Source organism: Thermoactinomyces daqus, assembly GCF_000763315.1.
Lineage (GTDB): Bacteria > Bacillota > Bacilli > Thermoactinomycetales > Thermoactinomycetaceae > Thermoactinomyces_A > Thermoactinomyces_A daqus.
This window is the reverse complement of record NZ_JPST01000005.1, coordinates 117332-135842: the sequence shown is the minus strand read 5'-3', so window position 1 is coordinate 135842 and position 18511 is coordinate 117332. Positions and strand designations below refer to the sequence as shown.

The window sequence follows — 18511 nt, the reverse complement described above, 5'->3', positions numbered from 1 at the left end:
TTTTACTTAGAAAGGGAGAGGAGCCGATTGTTTCATGTTTTTAGAAATATATTAGGTCTACTTAAAGACTTGTTTCATATAATTGAGATCATATTTTTGGCCTTTGTGTTTTTTGATTTGATCAATTCTCTTTCATTGGGAATAATCGTCTTGTTGATTTTGTTAATTGCCGCTTTCTTTTTTCATAATATTAGTAAAGCAGTGGCATGGGGGATTGTCGGCTTTTTAATTATCCCTGGCGGGGTTTTACTGAAATTGGTGATGGCTGTGTTGTTTGGCGGTGTTCGGTATCTGATCGGACATGGCTTTCGCTTTTTTAAAAAATAGTTGGCCGGTGGCTGTTATGATCGCAAAAGGCATCCGGACGGGATTTGATCCGGGTGCCTTTTTTTGATTTTTAAAAGCAAAACGATTGACTGCATAATTAGCAGAGGAAGGAAAAAAATAACATTAAAGACGGAGTTGAAGGTGACACGAAATGCCCAGATTGATTGCGATTGGGACGGCGGTTCCCGAGTATGAAGTGAAACAGGAAGAGGTACGCGCCTTTGCCAAAAAGTTGTTTGGTCCGTCCTTCCAGAATATTGACCGGTTTTTAACTGTATTTGAAAATGCCGCAATCGATCGGCGAAAGTTTTGCAAACCGCGGGAATGGTTTGAGCGCAACCATTCCTTTGCCGAAAAGAACCAAGCTTATGTGGAATCGGCCATCGCTCTGGGAGAGAAGGCCATCCGCTCCTGTCTGGACAAGGCCGGGATCGGACCGGAACAGATTGATCATCTGTTTTTTGTGTCGACGACCGGGATGTCCACACCCAGCATTGATGCTCATTTAATCAACCGCCTGCAAATGTCCGGCTCCATGAAGCGAACGCCCATCTGGGGGCTGGGCTGTGCCGGCGGTGTAGCCGGTTTGGCACGTGCGTATGAATATACCAAGGCGTTTCCGGAGGCAAATGTTCTTTTGCTCGCTGTGGAGTGCTGTGGTTTAACATTCCGGAACCGGGATCAGTCCAAAAGCAATTTGATCGCCACCTCGCTTTTTGTCGATGGAGCGGCAGCAGTGCTGGTGGCCGGTGATCAGGCCGCGGGTTGCTTTTCCGAAGCCGGGCCGGAGATTTTGGACAGTCAGAGCATGATGTGGCCCCATTCCCTTGACGTAATGGGGTGGGATGTGGAGGATGACGGATTAAAGGTTGTGTTTTCCCGGGATATCCCTGCATTGGTGCGGGCAAGGGTGCGTCCGGTCGTCGATGCTTTTTTGCTGCGCCATGAGCTTGATTTGAGCAATATCGGCACCTTTATCATGCATACGGGCGGCAGGAAAGTGTTGGAGGCGTATACAGAAGCGTTTCATACAGAAAAAGAGAAGCTGAAAATGTCTTATGAAGTTTTACGGGATTATGGGAATATGTCATCCGCCACCGTGCTGTTTGTCCTGGAAAAAACGGTGACGCAAGGAGGGTGGACGGGAACGAACGGATTGATGGCAGCGATGGGGCCGGGCTTCAGCCTGGAGATGGTGTTGCTGAAATGGGAACCGAACCTGCCGAACCTGTCCATTTCCGGACGATTGGTTGCAGAGAATGAAAAGATGAAGGAAGAGGTTAAATGAAGTTGGACGGATCCCTGTTACTGCTGATTATTTTGCTCGGACAACGATGTTGGGAACTGCGGTTGTCCCGGAGAAATGCCCGTTTGCTCCGGGAAAGGGGGGCGGTGGAAATGGCGGGAAGCCATTATCCGCTCATTGTGCTGATGCATCTGCTCTTTTTTGCCGGAATTCTGGTGGAGCATTTTTATCTTGGGAGCAGAGCGCCGCAATGGTGGCCAATCCCTTTTTTCTGCCTGGTGCTGGTACAGGGACTGCGCTTCTGGAGCATTTGCTCGTTGGGAACGTTTTGGAATACGCGCATCTTTGTCATTCCGGGAAGCCGCCCGCTAACAACCGGTCCTTACCGCTGGATGCGGCATCCCAACTATGTGGTGGTAATGCTCGAATTCATTTTGATCCCCATTTTGTTCGGTGCGTATGCCACCATGGTTTGGGCTTCGCTTCTTAATGCTTTTATTCTGTTTCACATTCGCATTCCTGCAGAGGAAAAAGCGTGGAAAACACTGGGAGGTCAATCTTTGAGCAGGGGGTGACCCTTATGGCCGGACCGGCAAGGGAATGGAAAGAGACCGGCAGAAGCTGCTTGTCACTTTTTTGATGGATGGAAAAGAAACATTGCCAATGAAAGCACTTTCAGGTTACAATCATAATCAACTCACCAAAGGAGGGGGCAGACATGGCCAAGCCATATGATTTGGATGAACGCATTTCAGAATATATAAAAAAATCTTCGCCGTCGAAACTGGTGCCGCAATATCAAGTCGGCAGTAAAGTAAAGGTTAGGATCACCCGCCTTGTTGATTTTGGTGCCTTTGTTGTTACGATGGACCCTTTTGCCTTGTCGGGATTAATCCATAACCGCCATATCCCCAAAGAGCAGGAATTGCATGTTGGACAGGTAATCGAGGCAAAGGTAAAGGAAGTGAAGGAAGATAATAAGATTGAATTTCGCCTGGATGAAAATCTGACGGTTCATGAAGCTTTTGCTGACCTTGAAGTCCTTAAGGAGAAGCTGCCCGACCATAGCTCGAAGGTGAAGCCGCCTGATGAGACAAAGGAAATTATTCATTTCCTGTCCAAGGAATTCGGCATTATCTCCGATGAATCAAAAAAGAAAGTAGAAGAAATGGTTAATGAGGTGGGGGTGTTCCGGTTTACATTGTCGATGATGAAAATATTGCCGGTTTTTAAGCGGGATTTGGTTTATCATTTTCTTAAAGAAGTGGAACAAGTGAGGGATTCTCTTTAACAAACGAAAGATCGAATTTTCCCGTCATATGCGCGAGCGTTTGGCCCAGCGTTTGGGAAAGGATTGGAGCGGGAGGGAGATCGAACAAGTCATTCGGGACAGCCGTGTGCTCTTGGAAACCAAAACGCATCTCTATCTTTATCACGAAGGGTTGGATCTGAGATTTCCCTGTGTCAAGGATGGTGAGACTTGGGTTGTGAAATCGGTCATCGTTCAGGGCATGGGGATGGAAGCGCAAGAAGAATAAGCAAAGAGACAAAATCCGCCTGACAGGGCTCCTGCCGGAGTGTTTTCAGGCGGATTTTATGCTTTTTGATTTGCTTCCGTCCGCATTTTGTCATTCCCCCCAATCAATCAGATTCCGTTTTCGGGCGCGTTGGTAGACATCGTGTGGATTTTGCGGCCGTTGGGCGAGGCGTAAGCCGACTGCGAGAAAATAAATCGTGTTTTCTTCGGGATTGAAGCGGTAGATCAAGCGAAGATCGGGGCGCTGTTTTCTGCGGGGGCGGGCGACGGAAAAAAATTTTTTCTTGTAATATCCGGTTAAGGGTGCATATTTAAGCGGCGCAGCTTTGAAGGGATGACGGATGACCTGGTCGATGGCGCGGTCGATCTGTTGCAGGCATTCATTAAAACGCTTTTTGTTCATCATGGATGCCAACAAGGAAAGGTCTTCGGAAAAAAGGGGATGATATACCTCTTTAATCATGTAGAAGATCCTTTCTCCATTGAACGTAAGAATTCCATTCTCGGCGTATGATTCGGTTTCTCCAGCCAATTTTCTTTCGGCAGTTGCAAGCGTTCGCTCAGGTTATGGGCCAGTTGGATATCCTCCTGCATTTCTTCCAGTTCCTCCAGACGGTCCACCAGCTGTTCATAGGTATCAATATCAAGAATGACGGCTTTGAGCTCATTATTATGGGTGAGGCCGAGTTTCTTGAAGGAGCGGAGCATTTCGTTGAACAATTTATTCTTGTTGATCGCCTGAAGGTCGTTGGCTGATATAAATGCTTCAAATAATTTTGACATGGAGGGAAGGCCTCCTCTCTGTTCTCATTACTTATATTATAGCGTTTGGCAGGGAAAAGAGGCAAAGCGGAAGGAAAAAATCTGTTTTCAACATTCGTCTTATAAAGGGAAGGGGGTGCCTCTCTGCACCCGTCTTCCCTCAGGCGGAAGGCATCCGCCGTTGTGCATACTTGGCGAGAATCGGTTGGTTTGCCTTCAGTTCTTTCAGAAGCTGTTCAAAGGTCGCCCGGATATCCCATTGTGCTTCCGGAGAGGTGCGCAAATTGATCAGATGGTACAATTCCCACAGGCTGACTGTCGCAAATATTTGCCGGTGATGGCTGTTTGTAACCAGATAGGGAGCCGCTTCCGGACAGACAGAAGCGATCGCGTTGAATCCTTCTTCCACTTCTTCGAGCAGGGCTTGGAACATTTCGCTGAGACCGGCTTCGGACACATGAGGGGGAATGGTCCGGCCCAAACGGATCGTGGGCTCGCCGAAGCTGAAATGGGTGCGGCGGTTGTGGCGCAGCAATTGATGCCAGTTGGCTTCGGAAACGACCATTTCCATTTGGTAGGTGAGATGGTCAAATTCGCCGATCGGATTGTCGAAAAAGCGCAGGTGAACGAGGGCCTCTTCGGCGATCTGTTCCAGTTCAGCCGATGTGTACCTGTTTGCGCGGGCGCTCGCTTCTTCATACGAGAGCGGACTCTGGCTGATGAGGAGCGCAGTCGCCAGTTTGCGCAACGCGTCTTCGTAGGCCGGCATCGAAATGAAACGGGCATGGGGACCACTGACCGGATGCCGGGGGAGCTTGCTTTGCGCAAAACGCAATTGGAGTGCTTCCCTGGTTTTCAGCAGATATTCGTTCGGTTTTACGTATTTGAGCAGGGTGGGGATCACCTGGCTGATCTCTCTCTCCATTGCCCGCGCCAATTGACGCGATTCAGCATGAGGGCTGGATAATAGCCGAACCAGCGTATCGCGGAGAGCGCGTCCGTTTCCAGTCAGCCCCAGGTTGGTCAGGGTGGCTAACGTCAACACATAACGGGCATCTTCAAATGCGATTTTTTCAATGCGGGAGCGATAGGCCCGCTCGGATTCATGTTCTGACCGCGGAAATTTTTGCGGCAGGAACTGCATCAGACCGTGCATCAGTTTTTCATAGGTGTCATATGCTTTTTCGTTGATGGAGATGAAACGCGCTTCGAGATCGGGATGGGCCCTGAGCTCTTGCGGGATATAAAAATCGCCTCGTTTGGGACGCTGATAGCGCTGGCTGTATTCGGTAAAGCTGTTAAACGAGTTGGCCAGTTCCAGTTCGGCCGAAGCAAGGCGGCTGATTTTTTCGATTCCGATATGGGCGACAGCGTGTTCCGCCACACTCGAATGCCCGTAGCCAACCACCCATTTTTCGTGGAAACGGGCGGCTTTTTCGGAATAAGTGCCTGCAAGTCCGCCTGCATTTACGCCGACCGCCAATTCGTCGTCGGCCAGCAGTTTGGCCAAATTTTCCCGGAAGCTGGCCGGGCTCCGGCTGACATAAGCAAAAATGACGGCGATCACTTCTTCCGGCAGGTTGTAGATGGCATAAACGTTTTGATCCAAATTTGAGACATAACGTGAAAGATCGATTTTGTCGCTCATTTTTATCCCTCCATCGTCCATGCCTTTCATTCTATCACGCCCATCAGGATTGGGGAATCGCCAATCGCGGCCGGAACCGGAGGAGGATGGATTTCCCATAGCGGGGAAATGCATGGTTTACGTTGACGGAATCATCGATTATGATGGGGTTAAATGATAATAGACAAACATGAGGTTACAGCATGGAAAGGGCGGATTTTGATGACTAAGCCAGTGAAAGCATTAACCATTGCCGGTTCGGACAGCAGTGGCGGAGCAGGCATTCAGGCCGACTTGAAAACATTTCAGGAACGCGGGGTCTATGGCATGACTGCGCTGACCACGATTGTGGCAATGGATCCTGACCAGGATTGGAACCATCAGGTATTTCCCGTTCCGATCCCGACCCTGAAAGCTCAGTTGAAAACGATATTGCAGGGAATCGGGGTGGATGCGCTGAAGACGGGGATGCTCGGATCGGTTGAAATCATTGAGATTGCCGCAGAGGTGATCGCATCGCAAAATATTCCGGCCGTCGTCGACCCGGTGATGGTCTGCAAGGGAACCGATGAGGTGCTTCACCCTGAATTGGCGGATGCATTAAGGGAAATTCTCGTTCCCAAGGCGACTGTTGCCACTCCCAACCTGTTTGAAGCCGGACAGCTCAGCGGACTGGGGGCGCTGAACACGGTGGAGGATATGAAAGCCGCCGCGCAAAAGATCTATGAGTCGGGGGCGAAATATGTCCTGGTAAAGGGCGGCGGCAAATTGCAGCATGAGAAGGCCGTCGACGTATTTTACGACGGGGAGACGTTTGAAGTCCTGGAGAGCGAACGCATCGAGACCACTTATACACATGGGGCGGGGTGCACTTATTCGGCCGCAATTACGGCAGAACTGGCCAAGGGCAAATCGGTCAGGGAGGCAGTGTTCACGGCCAAAGCATTCATTACGGAGGCAATTCGCCATGGTTTCCCGCTGAACCGGTTTGTGGGCCCTGTTTTGCATATGGCGCACCGGTTGCACCAAGGAAAATAACATCCCGAGCCGGCACCGATTCTCCGATGATCTGGGGATCGGTGCTTTATGTTTTGCCCGGGTGAAATGACTGTGATCATTCGCGGACTTTCCGGGAAAGCCGTCAAGGATCGAAAACGGTACGGTTTTGAAGATTAGCACCCGCCATTTTCACAGCTTAAGGGAAGAGCAAAAAAATGATGCCGGGGGAAGCTCGTCCAGTTATGTTTAACAAATGATGGCTGGTGACGGTTGGCAGCCGCTGGCTTTATGACGCGGGTAAATAAACTATTTTCCTACAGAAGGTTTTTTTGATTTGTAGATAGAATATAATTAATTGACATTATTTTTATACATTATAAAAAATGATTAATAGATAAATGGTTCAAACTATAATCCGAGGTGATCTCTTTGGCCCAACCTGTTTTGGAAATTAAGCACCTGAAGTTGCATTTTTTTACGGATAAAGGCGTGGTCAGGGCGGTGGACGGGCTGGATCTTACCGTGCAAAAAGGCGAGATTGTCGGCTTGGTTGGAGAATCGGGATGTGGAAAAAGTGTAACCTCACTGGCGATTATGGGGTTAGTGCCAAAGCCCCCGGGCAAAATTGTTGATGGTTCCATTATTTTTGCGGGGCAAGATTTGACTAAGTTAAACAATAAACAGATGCGTCAACTTCGCGGCAAAGAGATCGCCATGATTTTTCAGGAACCGATGACCTCGCTCAACCCGCTGTTTACAATCGGGAACCAACTCATCGAAGCCATTCGCACCCATGAGAAGATCTCCAAAAAAGCCGCCAGGGAGAGGGCGCTGGACATCCTGAAAAAAGTGGGCATTGCCCGCGAAGGGGTATTGGATGAGTATCCGCACCAGCTGTCCGGGGGAATGCGCCAGCGGGTGATGATCGCCATGGCCATGGTGCTGCGCCCGCGCCTGCTGATTGCCGATGAACCGACGACCGCGCTCGATGTGACCATTCAAGCGCAAATTTTGGATTTGATGAAATCCTTGAATGAGGAATTCGGCACCTCGGTTTTGTTGATCACCCATGATTTGGGAGTCGTGGCGGAAATGTGCGACCGCATTATCGTGATGTATGAGGGGCAGGTGGCGGAAGAAGCAGACCAGAGGCGCCTGTTTAAAAATCCCGCTCATCCCTATACACAAGGCCTGTTAAAGTCGATTCCCAAACTGGACGAGCAAAAGAAGCGGCTATACGCCATCCCCGGGCAAGTCCCCAGTCCGTTCAATTTGCCCGCCGGTTGCCGCTTTGCCCCGAGATGTGAATTTGCAATGGAGATCTGCCGCAAAGAGGAACCTGAAATCGTGAAAGTGGATGAAAAGCATTTCAGCCGCTGTTTCTTGAATCAAAAGGAGGCAATCGATCATGGCGCTCATGAGCGTTCGTAACCTGAAGAAAACATTTCCGATCCGCGGCGGCATTTTCGGCAAAAAGATTGGAGAAATAAAGGCCGTTGACGATGTCAGTTTCACTGTGGAAAAAGGGGAGACACTCGGGCTGGTGGGGGAGAGCGGTTGCGGCAAATCCACCACCGGACGGACGATACTCCGACTGTATGAGCCGACGGCGGGCGAGGTTGAATTTGAAGGAAAGTCGATCTTGCAATACTCTCCGGAAGAGATGCGAAAAGCGCGGCGGGAAATGCAGATGGTGTTTCAGGATCCGTTTGCTTCTCTGAATCCGAGGCAGAGAATTGGGAAGATTTTGGAAGAACCGCTTATCGTTCATGGACTGGGAGGAGCGAAGGAACGAAAAGAACAAGTGGAGGAACTGCTGAAGGTGGTCGGGCTGGACAAGTTTCACATGAACCGTTACCCACATCAGTTCAGCGGCGGCCAGCGGCAGCGGATCGGCATTGCCCGCGCGCTTTCCACCAAGCCGAAACTGATCGTTGCCGATGAACCGGTATCGGCATTGGATGTGTCGATTCAGTCGCAAGTGCTTAATTTGATGATGGATTTGCAGGAGCAATTTGAACTTACCTATATCTTTATCGCTCATGATTTGAGCGTGGTGAAACATATCAGCACCCGGGTCGGCGTGATGTATCTGGGACGGATGGTGGAACTGGCCGGACGGGACGAGTTGTATCGCAATCCGCTTCATCCTTACACCCAGGCCTTGATGTCCGCCGTGCCGATTCCCGATCCGGATGCCGGGAAGGAGCGAATCATCCTGTCCGGCGACGTGCCCAGCCCGGCCAATCCGCCGCTCGGTTGCGCGTTTCATCCGCGCTGCCCCTACGCCATGGATGTCTGCAAAGAAGTCCGTCCGGAGATGAAAGATGCAGGCGGCGGCCATCAGGTTGCCTGCCATCTGCTTGATCAATAGTTTGAAAAGGAGGTGAGTCGCCAAAGGGATCGTCCGGCAATCCAAAAACATGATGAATCCATTTAAAGGAGGATGCTTATATGCCAAAACGGCTTTGGATATTCTGTTTCACTTTTATTCTGGTTTTATCATCATTTTTAGCGGGATGTTCCAACAATAAAGCGGGCAGCCAGGAAAAAACCTTGATCTATGGCCGCGGAGCCGACTCCAAACTGCTTGATCCGATTCAAGTGACGGACGGCGAATCCCTCCATGTCACTGAACAGATTTTTGATACGCTGGTCAGATATGAACCGACATCGACCAAGGTGGAGCCGTCTTTGGCGGAGAGCTGGACAACTAGCCCTGATGGCTTAAAGTGGACGTTCAAACTGCGCCAAGGCGTCAAATTTCAGGACGGAACCCCGTTTAACGCTGATGCCGTCGTGTTTAACTTCGAGCGCTGGATGGATAAAAACAACCCCTACCACAAAGGAGGGGAATTCCCTTACTTCGGTTATATGTTTGGCGGATTCAAAGGGGATAAAGGTGCAGTTATTAAAGATGTCAAAGCATTGGACGAATACACGGTTGAGTTTGATCTCAACTATCCGCAGGGCCCGTTTTTGAGCAACCTGGCCATGTCCCCGTTTGGCATTGCTTCGCCGACCGCCATCAAAAAGGAAGGACCTGAACAATTTGCACAAAAACCCGTGGGAACCGGTCCCTTTGTCTTCGTGGAATGGAAAAAGAACGATCATATTACGTTGAAGAAAAACAAGGACTATTGGCGAAAAGGTTATCCCAAGCTGGAACAAGTGATTTTCCGCTCCATTCCGGATAACACCGCCCGCTTGACCGCGCTGAAATCGGGAGATATCGATATCATGGACGGCCTGAACCCGAACTCGGTCGGACTGGTGAAAGGGGACAGCAACCTGCAACTGTTTAACCAGCCGGGGATGAATGTGGCTTATCTGGCTTTTAACACTCAGAAGAAACCGTTTGACAATCCGAAAGTGAGACAGGCGCTCAATTATGCCGTCAACAAAGAAGGGATTATCAAAAGCTTTTATTCCGGTCTGGCCGAACCGGCGGTCAATCCGATTCCTCCGTTTATGTGGGGCTATAACGGCAAAATCAAGGATTATGAATTCAATCTTGATAAAGCGAAAAAACTCTTGGCTGAAGCGGGCTACCCCAATGGTTTTGAAGTCGATTTCTATGCTCCGACCGAACCGCGCCCCTATCTGCCGGACGGCAAAAAAGTAGCGGAGTATATGCAGGCCGACTTCGCCAAAATCGGCGTAAAAACGAAAATCGTCACCTATGACTGGCAGACGTACCTGGACCGCACCGGAAAAGGGGAGCATTCGATGGCTCTCTTCGGGTGGAACGAGGATAACGGCGACCCGGACAACTTCCTGTACGTGCTCCTCGACAAAGACAATACGCGTACGCCCGATGCGGGAAACATCGCCTTCTATAAAAGCGATCCGTTGCACGATCTGTTGATCAAGGCGCAGCGTTCCAGCGATCAGGAGGAACGGACGAAACTTTATCAGCAAGCGCAGGAAATCATTAAAAACGATGCGCCGTGGGTACCGCTGGTTCATGCGACCGTACCTTATGCAGCCAAAAAAGAAGTAACCGGGTTTATCCCGCACCCGACCTCAACGCTCTACCTGGAAAATGTGGATTTGAAGTAAAAGATCGGGCCAGGAGTGGCATTGCTCTTGCGTGGGGCAATGCCACTTTCGACATAGCCAACAACGAGGTGGAAGGAAACGATGTTAGCCTATACAATTCGCCGGATTTTCATGCTGATTCCCGTCCTCATCGGGATGTCGCTCGTTACGTTTGCCATCGTCCATGCGATTCCCGGAGATCCGGCAAAAACCATTGCCGGGGAGAAAGCGTCTCCGCAGGAGTTGGCGGAAATCAGGCATAATCTGGGACTGGATCAGCCTTTTTACAAACAATATTTCCTTTATGTCAATGATTTGCTGCATGGAAATTTGGGTACTTCCCTCATCACCCATGTCCCGATTTCCGAAGAGATTCAGCCCTATCTGGCTGCGACGGCAGAGCTTTCGCTGGCGGCGATGGCGATTGCCATCTTTTTTGGTGTTAATCTGGGAATTTTATCGGCCTGGAGACAAAATTCATGGCTGGATTATTCCGGGATGGTGGTTGCTCTCCTCGGTGTCTCGATTCCGGTCTTCTGGCTGGGTTTGATGGAGCAGTGGCTGTTTGCGCAGAAGCTGGGAATATTTCCTTCCAGCGGACGAATTGATCCGCGCCTCGGCTTTGAGGGATTTTCGGGATTTTATGTGCTTGATTCCCTGTTCAGCGGAGATTTCACCGTCTTGGGAGATGTGATGATGCATTTGATTTTGCCGGCAGTCGCGCTGGGAACGATACCGATGGCGATCATCGCCAGGATGACCCGGTCCAGTGTGCTGGAGGTGCTCCGCTCCGATTTTGTGCGGACAGCCCGCGCCAAGGGATTGTCCGAATTTTGGGTGGTGTACAAACATACGTTGAAAAATGCCTGCATCCCGGTATTGACGGTGGCCGGCTTGCAAATGGGGTTGCTGCTCGGCGGTGCGGTCTTGACGGAGACGATTTTCAGTTGGCCGGGAGTGGGGCGGTATATTTACGATGCGATTGGGCAGCGCGATTACCCGGTTATTCAATCCGGCATTCTCGTGCTGGCGACGATTTTCGTGGTGATCAACCTGCTGGTCGATCTGATTTACGCTTGGATCGATCCGCGCATTCAATACGGGAAGGATTGATGTTCCATGCCATCATTGCCGGAGATGAATGAAAATTCTTCTGTCACATCGATCGATTATGCCCCCTCCATCCATGAATCGCCAGTCAGGTATTTTTTGCGGGCATTCTGGCGGCATCGTTCGGCCGCGATCGGCAGTGTCATCATTATCCTCTTTATTTTGCTGGCTGTGTTTGCTCCTGTCATCACCCCGTATCAGTATGACCAGCGCAGCAGCGCCTTATTGGCTTCACCTTCGGCCAGCCATTGGTTCGGGACGGATGATATGGGGAGGGATATTTTTACCCGCGTCATTTACGGAGCGCGCATCTCACTTCAAGTCGGTTTTTTTGCGATTGCCGGTTCGATTGTGATCGGCAGCTTCCTCGGCCTGATTGCCGGTTACTACGGCAGATGGCGGGATACGATTATCTCCCGCATTTTTGATATTTTGCTCGCCTTCCCCAGCATTTTGCTGGCCATTGCCATTGTGGCCATCTTGGGGCCGGGGTTGAACAATGCGATGATTGCCGTTGCCGTCATCAATATTCCCGCCTTCGGACGGCTGATGCGGTCACGCGTGCTGTCGGTCAAGGAAGAAGATTTTATCCTGGCGGCACGGGCCATGGGGATGAAAAACAGCCGGATTTTATGGAAACATATTTTGCCCAACTACTGGTCGCCGATCTTGGTGCAGGGCACATTGGGATTTGCGACAGCCGTCATTGAAGCGGCCGCTCTCGGCTTCCTCGGATTGGGTGCACAGCCGCCGCAACCCGAGTGGGGGACGATGCTGTCCGATTCCCGCGAATTTATTCAATTGGCTCCTTGGACGATGATTTTTCCGGGACTGGCGATTGTGTGCACCGTACTCGGTTTCAACCTGTTGGGAGATGGCCTGAGGGACTTGTTTGATCCGAGAATGAAAGAATAGGGAATGAAGCGGTGAAATAGGTTAAAATAATAGCGTGAAAAATGCAGGCAAAGGGGCGGAACAGCGGAGGTTCCATTGCCGTTCTCAAAAAAGATCGCGATTTCAAGGAGCTGACTGAATTGGCCCAATCACATGAGATCGAATACCGCATTTATGGCGATGACATGCAGTGCGTGGAAATCGAGCTGGACCCGGGTGAAAGCGTGATCGCTGAAGCGGGCGGTTTAATGATGATGGAAGACGGAATCGAGATGGAGACCATCTTTGGCGACGGGTCTTCGTCCAGTAAGGGGCTTGTCGGCAAACTGTTCGGTGCGGGCAAAAGGCTGTTGACGGGCGAAAGCCTGTTTATGACTGTGTTTACCAATGCGGGGCAGGGGAAAAGGCATCTCACCTTTGCTGCCCCGTATCCCGGAAAAATCGTTCCGTTTGACCTGGCTGCCCTCGGGGGCAAGGTAATTTGCCAGAAGGATGCCTTTCTCTGTGCGGCGAAGGGGGTCTCGGTCGGTGTTGAATTTCAGCGGCGGCTGGGAACCGGATTTTTTGGCGGGGAAGGCTTTATTATGCAAAAACTGGAAGGGGACGGACTCTCATTTATTCACGCCGGCGGCACGATTGTGGAGAAGGAACTGGGGCCGGGTGAACTGCTGCGCGTCGATACGGGATGTCTGGTTGCGATGACGCCGACGGTCGATTATGACATCCGCTTTGTCGGGGGATTCAAAACGGCCCTGTTCGGCGGGGAAGGCCTCTTTTTCGCGACATTGAAAGGGCCGGGGAAAGTGTGGATTCAATCGCTGCCGTTCAGCCGGCTGGCCAGCCGCGTTTTTGCTGCCGCCAATTACGGAAAAAAAGATGAGGGAAGTATTCTTGGAGGTCTGGGTAACCTGTTTGAAGACTAGAAAAGCTTGTGCCGAAATCGGGCACAAGCTTTTTTTATGAACCAAAGTATTCTTTCCAGCGATCATCAACAAGTTTTTTGACTGCCGGATCAGATTCCAGTTCATCCGGATAGCCCGGTTTCATCCGGGCGTCGACTACAATGGGGAGGCGGTAATGCGGGCGGTGCTGCTTCCAATCCGACCGCGCATACAGGTCGTGGGCCGGGTCAAACCGTGTGAAGACCGTCCACAGAAACGCCGTCTGCCCCGAAGCGGCGGCAAGGTCGTCAACAAGGAATATAAACGGCCATTCCTGCAGGGCATCCCCGTATTGCTCCAGCAGATGTTCCGCCAGCCGGGGGTTTTGCTCAAACGGGTCGGCTTCCAGGACGAGCGCCCCTTTGCAGTAAACAGCCACACCTTGCACCCCTGGGAGATCGGGGCCGTGATATTCCGCGGGCAACGTGCGCCTGACCTCCCCGGTTCCAAGCAGTACCGCCTTGCTGCCGTGATTGAAGCGGCGTCCCGTGTAGTCGAGCGTATCCATTGAGGTATCATGGAAAATGAACAAGTCCGATGCAGGTTCAAACCGCTCCAAAACCGTTTCAAACAAGCGGTCAAATGCGTCGAGCGAAATGCTCCGGTCAGTCAGGATCAGGAATTTTGTCAGCGAGAGCTGCCCTTCGCCCAAAATGCGGAAAGCGTGGGCCATGATCTCCCGTTTGTAACTCTCCCTGACGATGGCCGCGGCCAATGGGTGGAAGCCGGTTTCCGCATATGTCCACAAATCGCGCACACCCGGCATCACCATGGGGAAAGCGGGGGAGAGAAGGCGCTGCAAAAATTCACCGAGATAGTAATCTTCCTGGCGTGGTTTGCCGACTACTGTCGCGGGATAGATCGCATCGCGGCGATGGCGGATCTCTTTCACATGGAAGACCGGGAACGGGTGCTCCAACGAATAGTAACCGTAGTGGTCGCCAAACGGACCTTCGGGACGGCGCTCATGTGGTGGAACCACGCCGGACAGGACGAATTCCGCTTCCGCGATATAAGGGTAACCGCCATCAGACGGTCTGACGACGGGCAGCTTTTCTCCGAGAATCAGGGAAGTTAAGAGCAGTTCGGGCAAAAATTCAGGCACAGGTGCAATCGCCGAAGCAATGAGCGCGGGCGGCCCTCCCAGATGCACCCGCACAGGCAGGGCTTGATTGTGCGATTCCGCTTCATAGTGGTGAAATCCTCCGCCCTTCTGGATCTGCCAGTGCATGCCAGTGGTTTGTTTGTCGAAAATTTGCATGCGGTACATACCGAGGTTATGCTGTCCCGTAACCGGGTGTTCCGTATACACAAGAGGCAAGGTGATAAACGGCCCTCCGTCTTCTTGCCACGAAGTGATGACGGGCAACCGGGTCAGATCCACTTCAGCTTGCTTTTGTTCCAGTACAGGTGCTTTACCGGCAGAAACGGGCTGACATCCCACTTTCATCAGGTCAAACAGGATGCGCCGTTCTTTCCACAGTGCACCAAGTGTGGGCGGCATTAAAGTATGGGCCAGGGAAACGATTTTTTTCATCAGTTGCTCCGGCCGCGGGCCAAAAGCCAGTTCCACCCGTCGGGAAGTACCAAAGAGATTGGTGACAACGGGAAACGAACTTCCTTTTACGTTGGTGAAGAGCAGGGCGGGACCTTCTTCGGCGATCACGCGCCGATGAATTTCCGCCAGCTCCAGATGCGGGTCGACGGGAGCCGCTATTTCCACAATCTCTTTTTCTTGACGCAATTGTGTAAGAAAACTTCGCAGGTTTCTGTGCAAGTCGATCATCTCTCCCGAATCAGGCATGCAGATCAAACGGATGTAAATCCGCAAGCCTGCGTCTATTCAGTGTTTGGTCAAATGCCCTGATATTTTTCGTTTCTCTGTGACAAAGATAGCATATCGGGTCAGGGAAGCCAACACATCCGGATGCGGAAAACATCAATGGCCTGTCGAAGAGATTCAGGGGTCGATAAGAAAGCACTCGAAGGAGGGACCCGCCTGTCCGAGAAACTGTGGTATATTATGGTTAAGTCATCCCGGTATGGGAAATGACAGGGAGAGAGTTTTTGCCCCGCATGAAGGGAGTGTCGAACAATGAAAGTGATTGTATATTCCCGGCCGCATTGTATTGAATGCAATGTTTTGAAGCGATTTTTAAATGATTATAAAATCGAATACGAAGTACGCGATTGTGCAGAAAACCCCGCCTTTTTGGAAGATGTAAAAAAACTGGGTTTTCTGGGCGTTCCTGTTACAGTCATCGGGGATACGGCGATTCAAGGCCTGAAGCCGGACGCGATTTTAGAAGAATTAAAGAAACAAAAAGCCTAGTTTTTGAGATAACCTGCCGGAATTGGCAGGATTTTTTATTTATTTTCTTAAATAATTTATATATAATAAGTACACATCCGATTTTTCAAAAAAATAAAAATCGGCTTATCCGAAGAGGAGGTTTTGCCGTGCAGCTATTCCGTAAAAAGAGTATTGACGCCTCGATTCAAACGAGCCGTCAGGGAACTCAGCTCAAGAGGGAGTTAAAAGCGACTGATTTGGCCGGAACCGGGATCTTTGTTCTGACGGGTGTTGGTTCGCTGACAGCGGGTCCCGCCTTGATTTTATCTTTTGTGATCGCAGGTTTGGCCTGTTTGTTTGCAGCTTTGGCCTATGCTGAATTTTCCTCGCTGGTGCCGGTTTCCGGGTCGGTGTACACTTACAGCTATGCCACGTTGGGAGAATTTGTCGCTTGGATTATCGGATGGGATTTGGTTTTGGAATATTTGTTGGCGGTTAGTGCAGTATCGTCCGGTTGGTCCGGTTATTTCAAATCGCTGTTGGAAGGGTTCGGCATACATCTGCCTGCGGCGCTAACCAATGCACCAGGGGGATCAGTGCCCGGAGCCATCGTCAATTTGCCTGCACTTGTCATTGTCTTAATTATTACTTTTTTACTTTCAATCGGTGTAAAAGAGTCAAAATGGGTTAACAACATCATGGTTGCCATTAAGTTGATTGTCGTTGCATTATTTATAATTGTTGGAATTTTCTATGTAAAACCGGCCCATTGGTCTCCGTTCATGCCTTTTGGTTTCTCCGGAGTCGGTTTGGCTGCCGCGACCGTCTTTTTCGCCTACCTCGGTTTTGATGCTGTCACCACCGCGGCGGAGGAAACGCGTGACCCGCAAAAAGATTTGCCCAAAGGCATTTTGTGGTCGCTCGGCATCTGCACGTTCCTCTATATTATTGTGACGGCCATTCTGACGGGGATTGTGCCCTATCAAAACTTTGCCAGCCATAAAGATGCTCCGGTCGCCTTCGCGATGCAATTCGTCCATCAAAACTGGCTGGTCGGACTGATCAGCCTGGGGGCATTAGTCGGGATGTTTACCGTGATGCTGGTCATGTTGTACGGACAGATTCGCATCATCTTCTCCATGTCGCGTGATGGCTTGTTGCCCCCGATTTTTTCCCATGTTCACCAGCGATATCGTACGCCTTACGTGACCACCTGGTCATTTGGGATCTTCGCTGCGTTGCTCGGAGCTTTTGTGCCGCTTGACGAATTGGCCCAATTGGTCAATCTGGGGACGCTGGCCGCATTTGTTCTGATTTCGATCGCCGTTATGGTCCTGCGCTACAAACAGCCGGATCTGCCGCGGAAATTCAAAACGCCTTTGATGCCGTTGGTGCCGATTTTGGCGATTATCTTCTGCGTCTTTTTGATGGTTCAGCTTCACGAAGCGACATGGATTCGCTTTCTGATCTGGCTGGCAGTAGGTTTGATCATCTATTTCATCTATGGTTACCACAGCTCCAACCTGAATAAAAGAAAAAGCGATGAACAAAAAGCCGGGTAAATCACAAATGGAAAAAGCATGATGGAGGGACTTAGCCATCATGCTTTTTTTTGGTTGAGGAATGGATCGGGTGAGTGGTTTCGGAACTGGCCGAACGGTGGCGGCGTTTCTTCCGTTTCCATTTCAGATAGGCCTGCCGTTCCCATTTTTTCAGCAATGGATAGGGATCAAATGAGTAGGTGCTTTTTCCGTTGAATTTGTATATTCCATAGTGAAGGTGGGGCGGGAATTTGCCGGCAGTTCCCGGCGGCCCGTAACCGGAAGAACCGACGCTGCCGATCAGATCGCCCGGTTTGACGACATCTCCTTTTTTCAGCCCTTTGCGGAAGCCGTTCAAATGGGCGAAATAGTGATAGTTATTGTTGACGTCGCGGATTCCGATGCGCCACCCCCCATAGCGGTTCCAGCCAATCAATTCAACATAGCCGTAGCAGGTGCTCAGTACGGGCGTTCCGTAGTTGGCGAAAATATCCGTTCCTTCATGGATGCGCAGACCTCCCCAGCCGCGGCGGTCTCCCCAGGTATTGTGATACGTGTAATTATATTGAAGCGGGATCGGGAAGCGGCGTTCTTCCAGATGGAGCGTTTGGTATCTAGCGTAGATTTTCGCGATGTGCGTGATCACATCCACCGTGGTCGGATGTTTGTAATAGTCCCAGATCCGTTCGCGGATTTGTTCTTCTTTCAAACCTTTTTGCGCCAGAAAGGAAGCGACGGAGTAGAGAACATCAAGGTCATCCTGTGGATCTGCCTTGCCGTCACCGTTGGCATCCTTTCCGATTCCCTGAAAAAAGGCAATCGATTCAGGCACCCGGTCATCAGGGTCAGGATTGATCCGGCCTGCCCACAAGGAGGAGGGAACCTCAATTGAAGTGAGCCTTTTCTTTCCGCTTTTTTCTTTTTTGTTTTTGGCAGCATGTGCATTTTTCTCATATTGGTCCATGGCTGCCAGATATACCCACGGCACGCCGGTTAATGTTTCCATGGTTTCATACAGGTGAAGTTTGTCCGACGCTTCCTGATCTTTGTCCGACGCGTCAACAGAACATGGAAAAGCGGAAAACAACAAAAAAAAGCTTAGCAGGATTTTACAGCTTTTTACCATCATGACCACCGATTTTTGGTTTAAAAGGTTTTACAGATAGTTTGCCTGGCATTCATCGAAAACATTT

General features: G+C 50.6%; 19 protein-coding genes. 14 read left to right on the top strand and 5 right to left on the bottom strand.

Annotated features, from left to right (window positions below):
- Window positions 1-27 precede the first annotated feature (27 nt).
- From JG50_RS0102575 to JG50_RS0102555, 5 genes are all read left to right on the top strand, one after another.
- The gene (locus JG50_RS0102575) at window positions 28-327 is read left to right on the top strand and encodes a hypothetical protein (RefSeq protein ID WP_033099520.1); all 300 of its coding nucleotides are present in this window, start codon (window positions 28-30) and stop codon (window positions 325-327) included.
- 151 nt (window positions 328-478) lie between these two features.
- Window positions 479-1615: a type III polyketide synthase gene (locus JG50_RS0102570; protein WP_081943669.1), complete on the top strand. Its 1137-nt coding sequence runs from the start codon at window positions 479-481 to the stop codon at window positions 1613-1615.
- On the top strand, window positions 1612-2148 hold the full coding sequence (locus tag JG50_RS0102565; protein ID WP_033099519.1) for an isoprenylcysteine carboxyl methyltransferase family protein: 537 nt from the start codon (window positions 1612-1614) through the stop codon (window positions 2146-2148). The genes JG50_RS0102570 and JG50_RS0102565 overlap by 4 nt, the downstream gene beginning before the upstream one ends.
- A 143-nt stretch (window positions 2149-2291) precedes the next feature.
- On the top strand, window positions 2292-2864 hold the full coding sequence (locus JG50_RS18595; protein WP_052153932.1) for a S1 RNA-binding domain-containing protein: 573 nt from the start codon (window positions 2292-2294) through the stop codon (window positions 2862-2864).
- A gap of 28 nt (window positions 2865-2892) precedes the next feature.
- On the top strand, window positions 2893-3111 hold the full coding sequence (locus tag JG50_RS0102555; RefSeq protein ID WP_033099518.1) for a hypothetical protein: 219 nt from the start codon (window positions 2893-2895) through the stop codon (window positions 3109-3111).
- Window positions 3112-3201: 90 nt separating this feature from the next.
- On the opposite strand, the gene JG50_RS0102550 is transcribed toward JG50_RS0102555, so the two are convergent.
- From JG50_RS0102550 to JG50_RS19925, 3 genes are all read right to left on the bottom strand, one after another.
- A complete protein-coding gene (locus JG50_RS0102550) occupies window positions 3202-3573 on the bottom strand; it encodes a type II toxin-antitoxin system RelE/ParE family toxin (protein WP_033099517.1) in 372 nt (123 codons plus the stop codon).
- Window positions 3570-3893: a hypothetical protein gene (locus JG50_RS0102545; protein ID WP_033099516.1), complete on the bottom strand. Its 324-nt coding sequence runs from the start codon at window positions 3891-3893 to the stop codon at window positions 3570-3572. The genes JG50_RS0102550 and JG50_RS0102545 overlap by 4 nt, the downstream gene beginning before the upstream one ends.
- A 139-nt stretch (window positions 3894-4032) precedes the next feature.
- On the bottom strand, window positions 4033-5520 hold the full coding sequence (locus JG50_RS19925) for an FAD-dependent thymidylate synthase (protein ID WP_033099515.1): 1488 nt from the start codon (window positions 5518-5520) through the stop codon (window positions 4033-4035).
- Window positions 5521-5721: 201 nt separating this feature from the next.
- Here JG50_RS19925 and pdxK point away from each other — a divergent pair, with 201 nt between their 5' ends.
- The 7 genes from pdxK (at window position 5722) to JG50_RS0102505 (ending at window position 13466) form a co-directional block, all read left to right on the top strand.
- Window positions 5722-6537: a pyridoxine/pyridoxal/pyridoxamine kinase gene (gene pdxK / locus JG50_RS0102535; RefSeq protein WP_033099514.1), complete on the top strand. Its 816-nt coding sequence runs from the start codon at window positions 5722-5724 to the stop codon at window positions 6535-6537.
- Window positions 6538-6927: 390 nt separating this feature from the next.
- Entirely contained in the window at window positions 6928-7929 is a 1002-nt protein-coding gene (locus tag JG50_RS0102530) for an ABC transporter ATP-binding protein (protein ID WP_033099513.1), read from the top strand.
- Window positions 7907-8872, top strand: coding sequence for an ABC transporter ATP-binding protein (locus tag JG50_RS0102525; protein ID WP_033099512.1), 966 nt, complete (start codon window positions 7907-7909; stop codon window positions 8870-8872). Before JG50_RS0102530 ends, JG50_RS0102525 begins: the two co-directional genes overlap by 23 nt.
- 80 nt (window positions 8873-8952) lie before the next feature.
- Window positions 8953-10560, top strand: coding sequence for an ABC transporter substrate-binding protein (locus JG50_RS0102520; RefSeq protein ID WP_033099511.1), 1608 nt, complete (start codon window positions 8953-8955; stop codon window positions 10558-10560).
- An 81-nt stretch (window positions 10561-10641) separates the two neighbouring features.
- Complete coding sequence (locus tag JG50_RS0102515) at window positions 10642-11652, top strand: ABC transporter permease (RefSeq protein WP_033099510.1); 1011 nt, start codon at window positions 10642-10644, stop codon at window positions 11650-11652.
- A gap of 24 nt (window positions 11653-11676) precedes the next feature.
- On the top strand, window positions 11677-12564 hold the full coding sequence (locus tag JG50_RS0102510; protein ID WP_081943675.1) for an ABC transporter permease: 888 nt from the start codon (window positions 11677-11679) through the stop codon (window positions 12562-12564).
- A 119-nt stretch (window positions 12565-12683) separates the two neighbouring features.
- A complete protein-coding gene (locus JG50_RS0102505; protein ID WP_033099599.1) occupies window positions 12684-13466 on the top strand; it encodes a TIGR00266 family protein in 783 nt (260 codons plus the stop codon).
- A 34-nt stretch (window positions 13467-13500) separates the two neighbouring features.
- On the opposite strand, the gene JG50_RS0102500 is transcribed toward JG50_RS0102505, so the two are convergent.
- Window positions 13501-15261, bottom strand: a complete 1761-nt coding sequence (locus JG50_RS0102500) for a UbiD family decarboxylase (RefSeq protein WP_370589256.1) — start codon at window positions 15259-15261, stop codon at window positions 13501-13503.
- A gap of 318 nt (window positions 15262-15579) precedes the next feature.
- On the opposite strand from JG50_RS0102500, the gene JG50_RS0102495 reads away from it, so the two are divergent.
- Together JG50_RS0102495 and JG50_RS0102490 are read left to right on the top strand one after the other, a co-directional pair.
- Window positions 15580-15816, top strand: coding sequence for a glutaredoxin family protein (locus JG50_RS0102495; RefSeq protein WP_033099508.1), 237 nt, complete (start codon window positions 15580-15582; stop codon window positions 15814-15816).
- A 128-nt stretch (window positions 15817-15944) separates the two neighbouring features.
- The gene (locus JG50_RS0102490) at window positions 15945-17339 is read left to right on the top strand and encodes an amino acid permease (protein WP_033099507.1); all 1395 of its coding nucleotides are present in this window, start codon (window positions 15945-15947) and stop codon (window positions 17337-17339) included.
- Window positions 17340-17370: 31 nt separating this feature from the next.
- On the opposite strand, the gene JG50_RS0102485 is transcribed toward JG50_RS0102490, so the two are convergent.
- Complete coding sequence (locus JG50_RS0102485; protein WP_081943667.1) at window positions 17371-18447, bottom strand: M23 family metallopeptidase; 1077 nt, start codon at window positions 18445-18447, stop codon at window positions 17371-17373.
- Between the last annotated feature and the right edge of the window lie 64 nt (window positions 18448-18511).

What these genes read in the sequence shown, in the direction of transcription:
- JG50_RS0102570 (WP_081943669.1), top strand. Translation starts at nt 479, where the DNA reads ATGCCCAGATTGATTGCGATTGGGACGGCGGTTCCCGAGTATGAAGTG.
- JG50_RS0102565 (WP_033099519.1), top strand. Translation starts at nt 1,612, where the DNA reads ATGAAGTTGGACGGATCCCTGTTACTGCTGATTATTTTGCTCGGACAA.
- JG50_RS18595 (WP_052153932.1), top strand. Translation starts at nt 2,292, where the DNA reads ATGGCCAAGCCATATGATTTGGATGAACGCATTTCAGAATATATAAAA.
- JG50_RS0102555 (WP_033099518.1), top strand. Translation starts at nt 2,893, where the DNA reads ATGCGCGAGCGTTTGGCCCAGCGTTTGGGAAAGGATTGGAGCGGGAGG.
- JG50_RS0102550 (WP_033099517.1), bottom strand. Translation starts at nt 3,573, where the DNA reads ATGATTAAAGAGGTATATCATCCCCTTTTTTCCGAAGACCTTTCCTTG.
- JG50_RS0102545 (WP_033099516.1), bottom strand. Translation starts at nt 3,893, where the DNA reads ATGTCAAAATTATTTGAAGCATTTATATCAGCCAACGACCTTCAGGCG.
- JG50_RS19925 (WP_033099515.1), bottom strand. Translation starts at nt 5,520, where the DNA reads ATGAGCGACAAAATCGATCTTTCACGTTATGTCTCAAATTTGGATCAA.
- pdxK (WP_033099514.1), top strand. Translation starts at nt 5,722, where the DNA reads ATGACTAAGCCAGTGAAAGCATTAACCATTGCCGGTTCGGACAGCAGT.
- JG50_RS0102525 (WP_033099512.1), top strand. Translation starts at nt 7,907, where the DNA reads ATGGCGCTCATGAGCGTTCGTAACCTGAAGAAAACATTTCCGATCCGC.
- JG50_RS0102520 (WP_033099511.1), top strand. Translation starts at nt 8,953, where the DNA reads ATGCCAAAACGGCTTTGGATATTCTGTTTCACTTTTATTCTGGTTTTA.
- JG50_RS0102515 (WP_033099510.1), top strand. Translation starts at nt 10,642, where the DNA reads ATGTTAGCCTATACAATTCGCCGGATTTTCATGCTGATTCCCGTCCTC.
- JG50_RS0102510 (WP_081943675.1), top strand. Translation starts at nt 11,677, where the DNA reads ATGAATGAAAATTCTTCTGTCACATCGATCGATTATGCCCCCTCCATC.
- JG50_RS0102495 (WP_033099508.1), top strand. Translation starts at nt 15,580, where the DNA reads ATGAAAGTGATTGTATATTCCCGGCCGCATTGTATTGAATGCAATGTT.
- JG50_RS0102485 (WP_081943667.1), bottom strand. Translation starts at nt 18,447, where the DNA reads ATGATGGTAAAAAGCTGTAAAATCCTGCTAAGCTTTTTTTTGTTGTTT.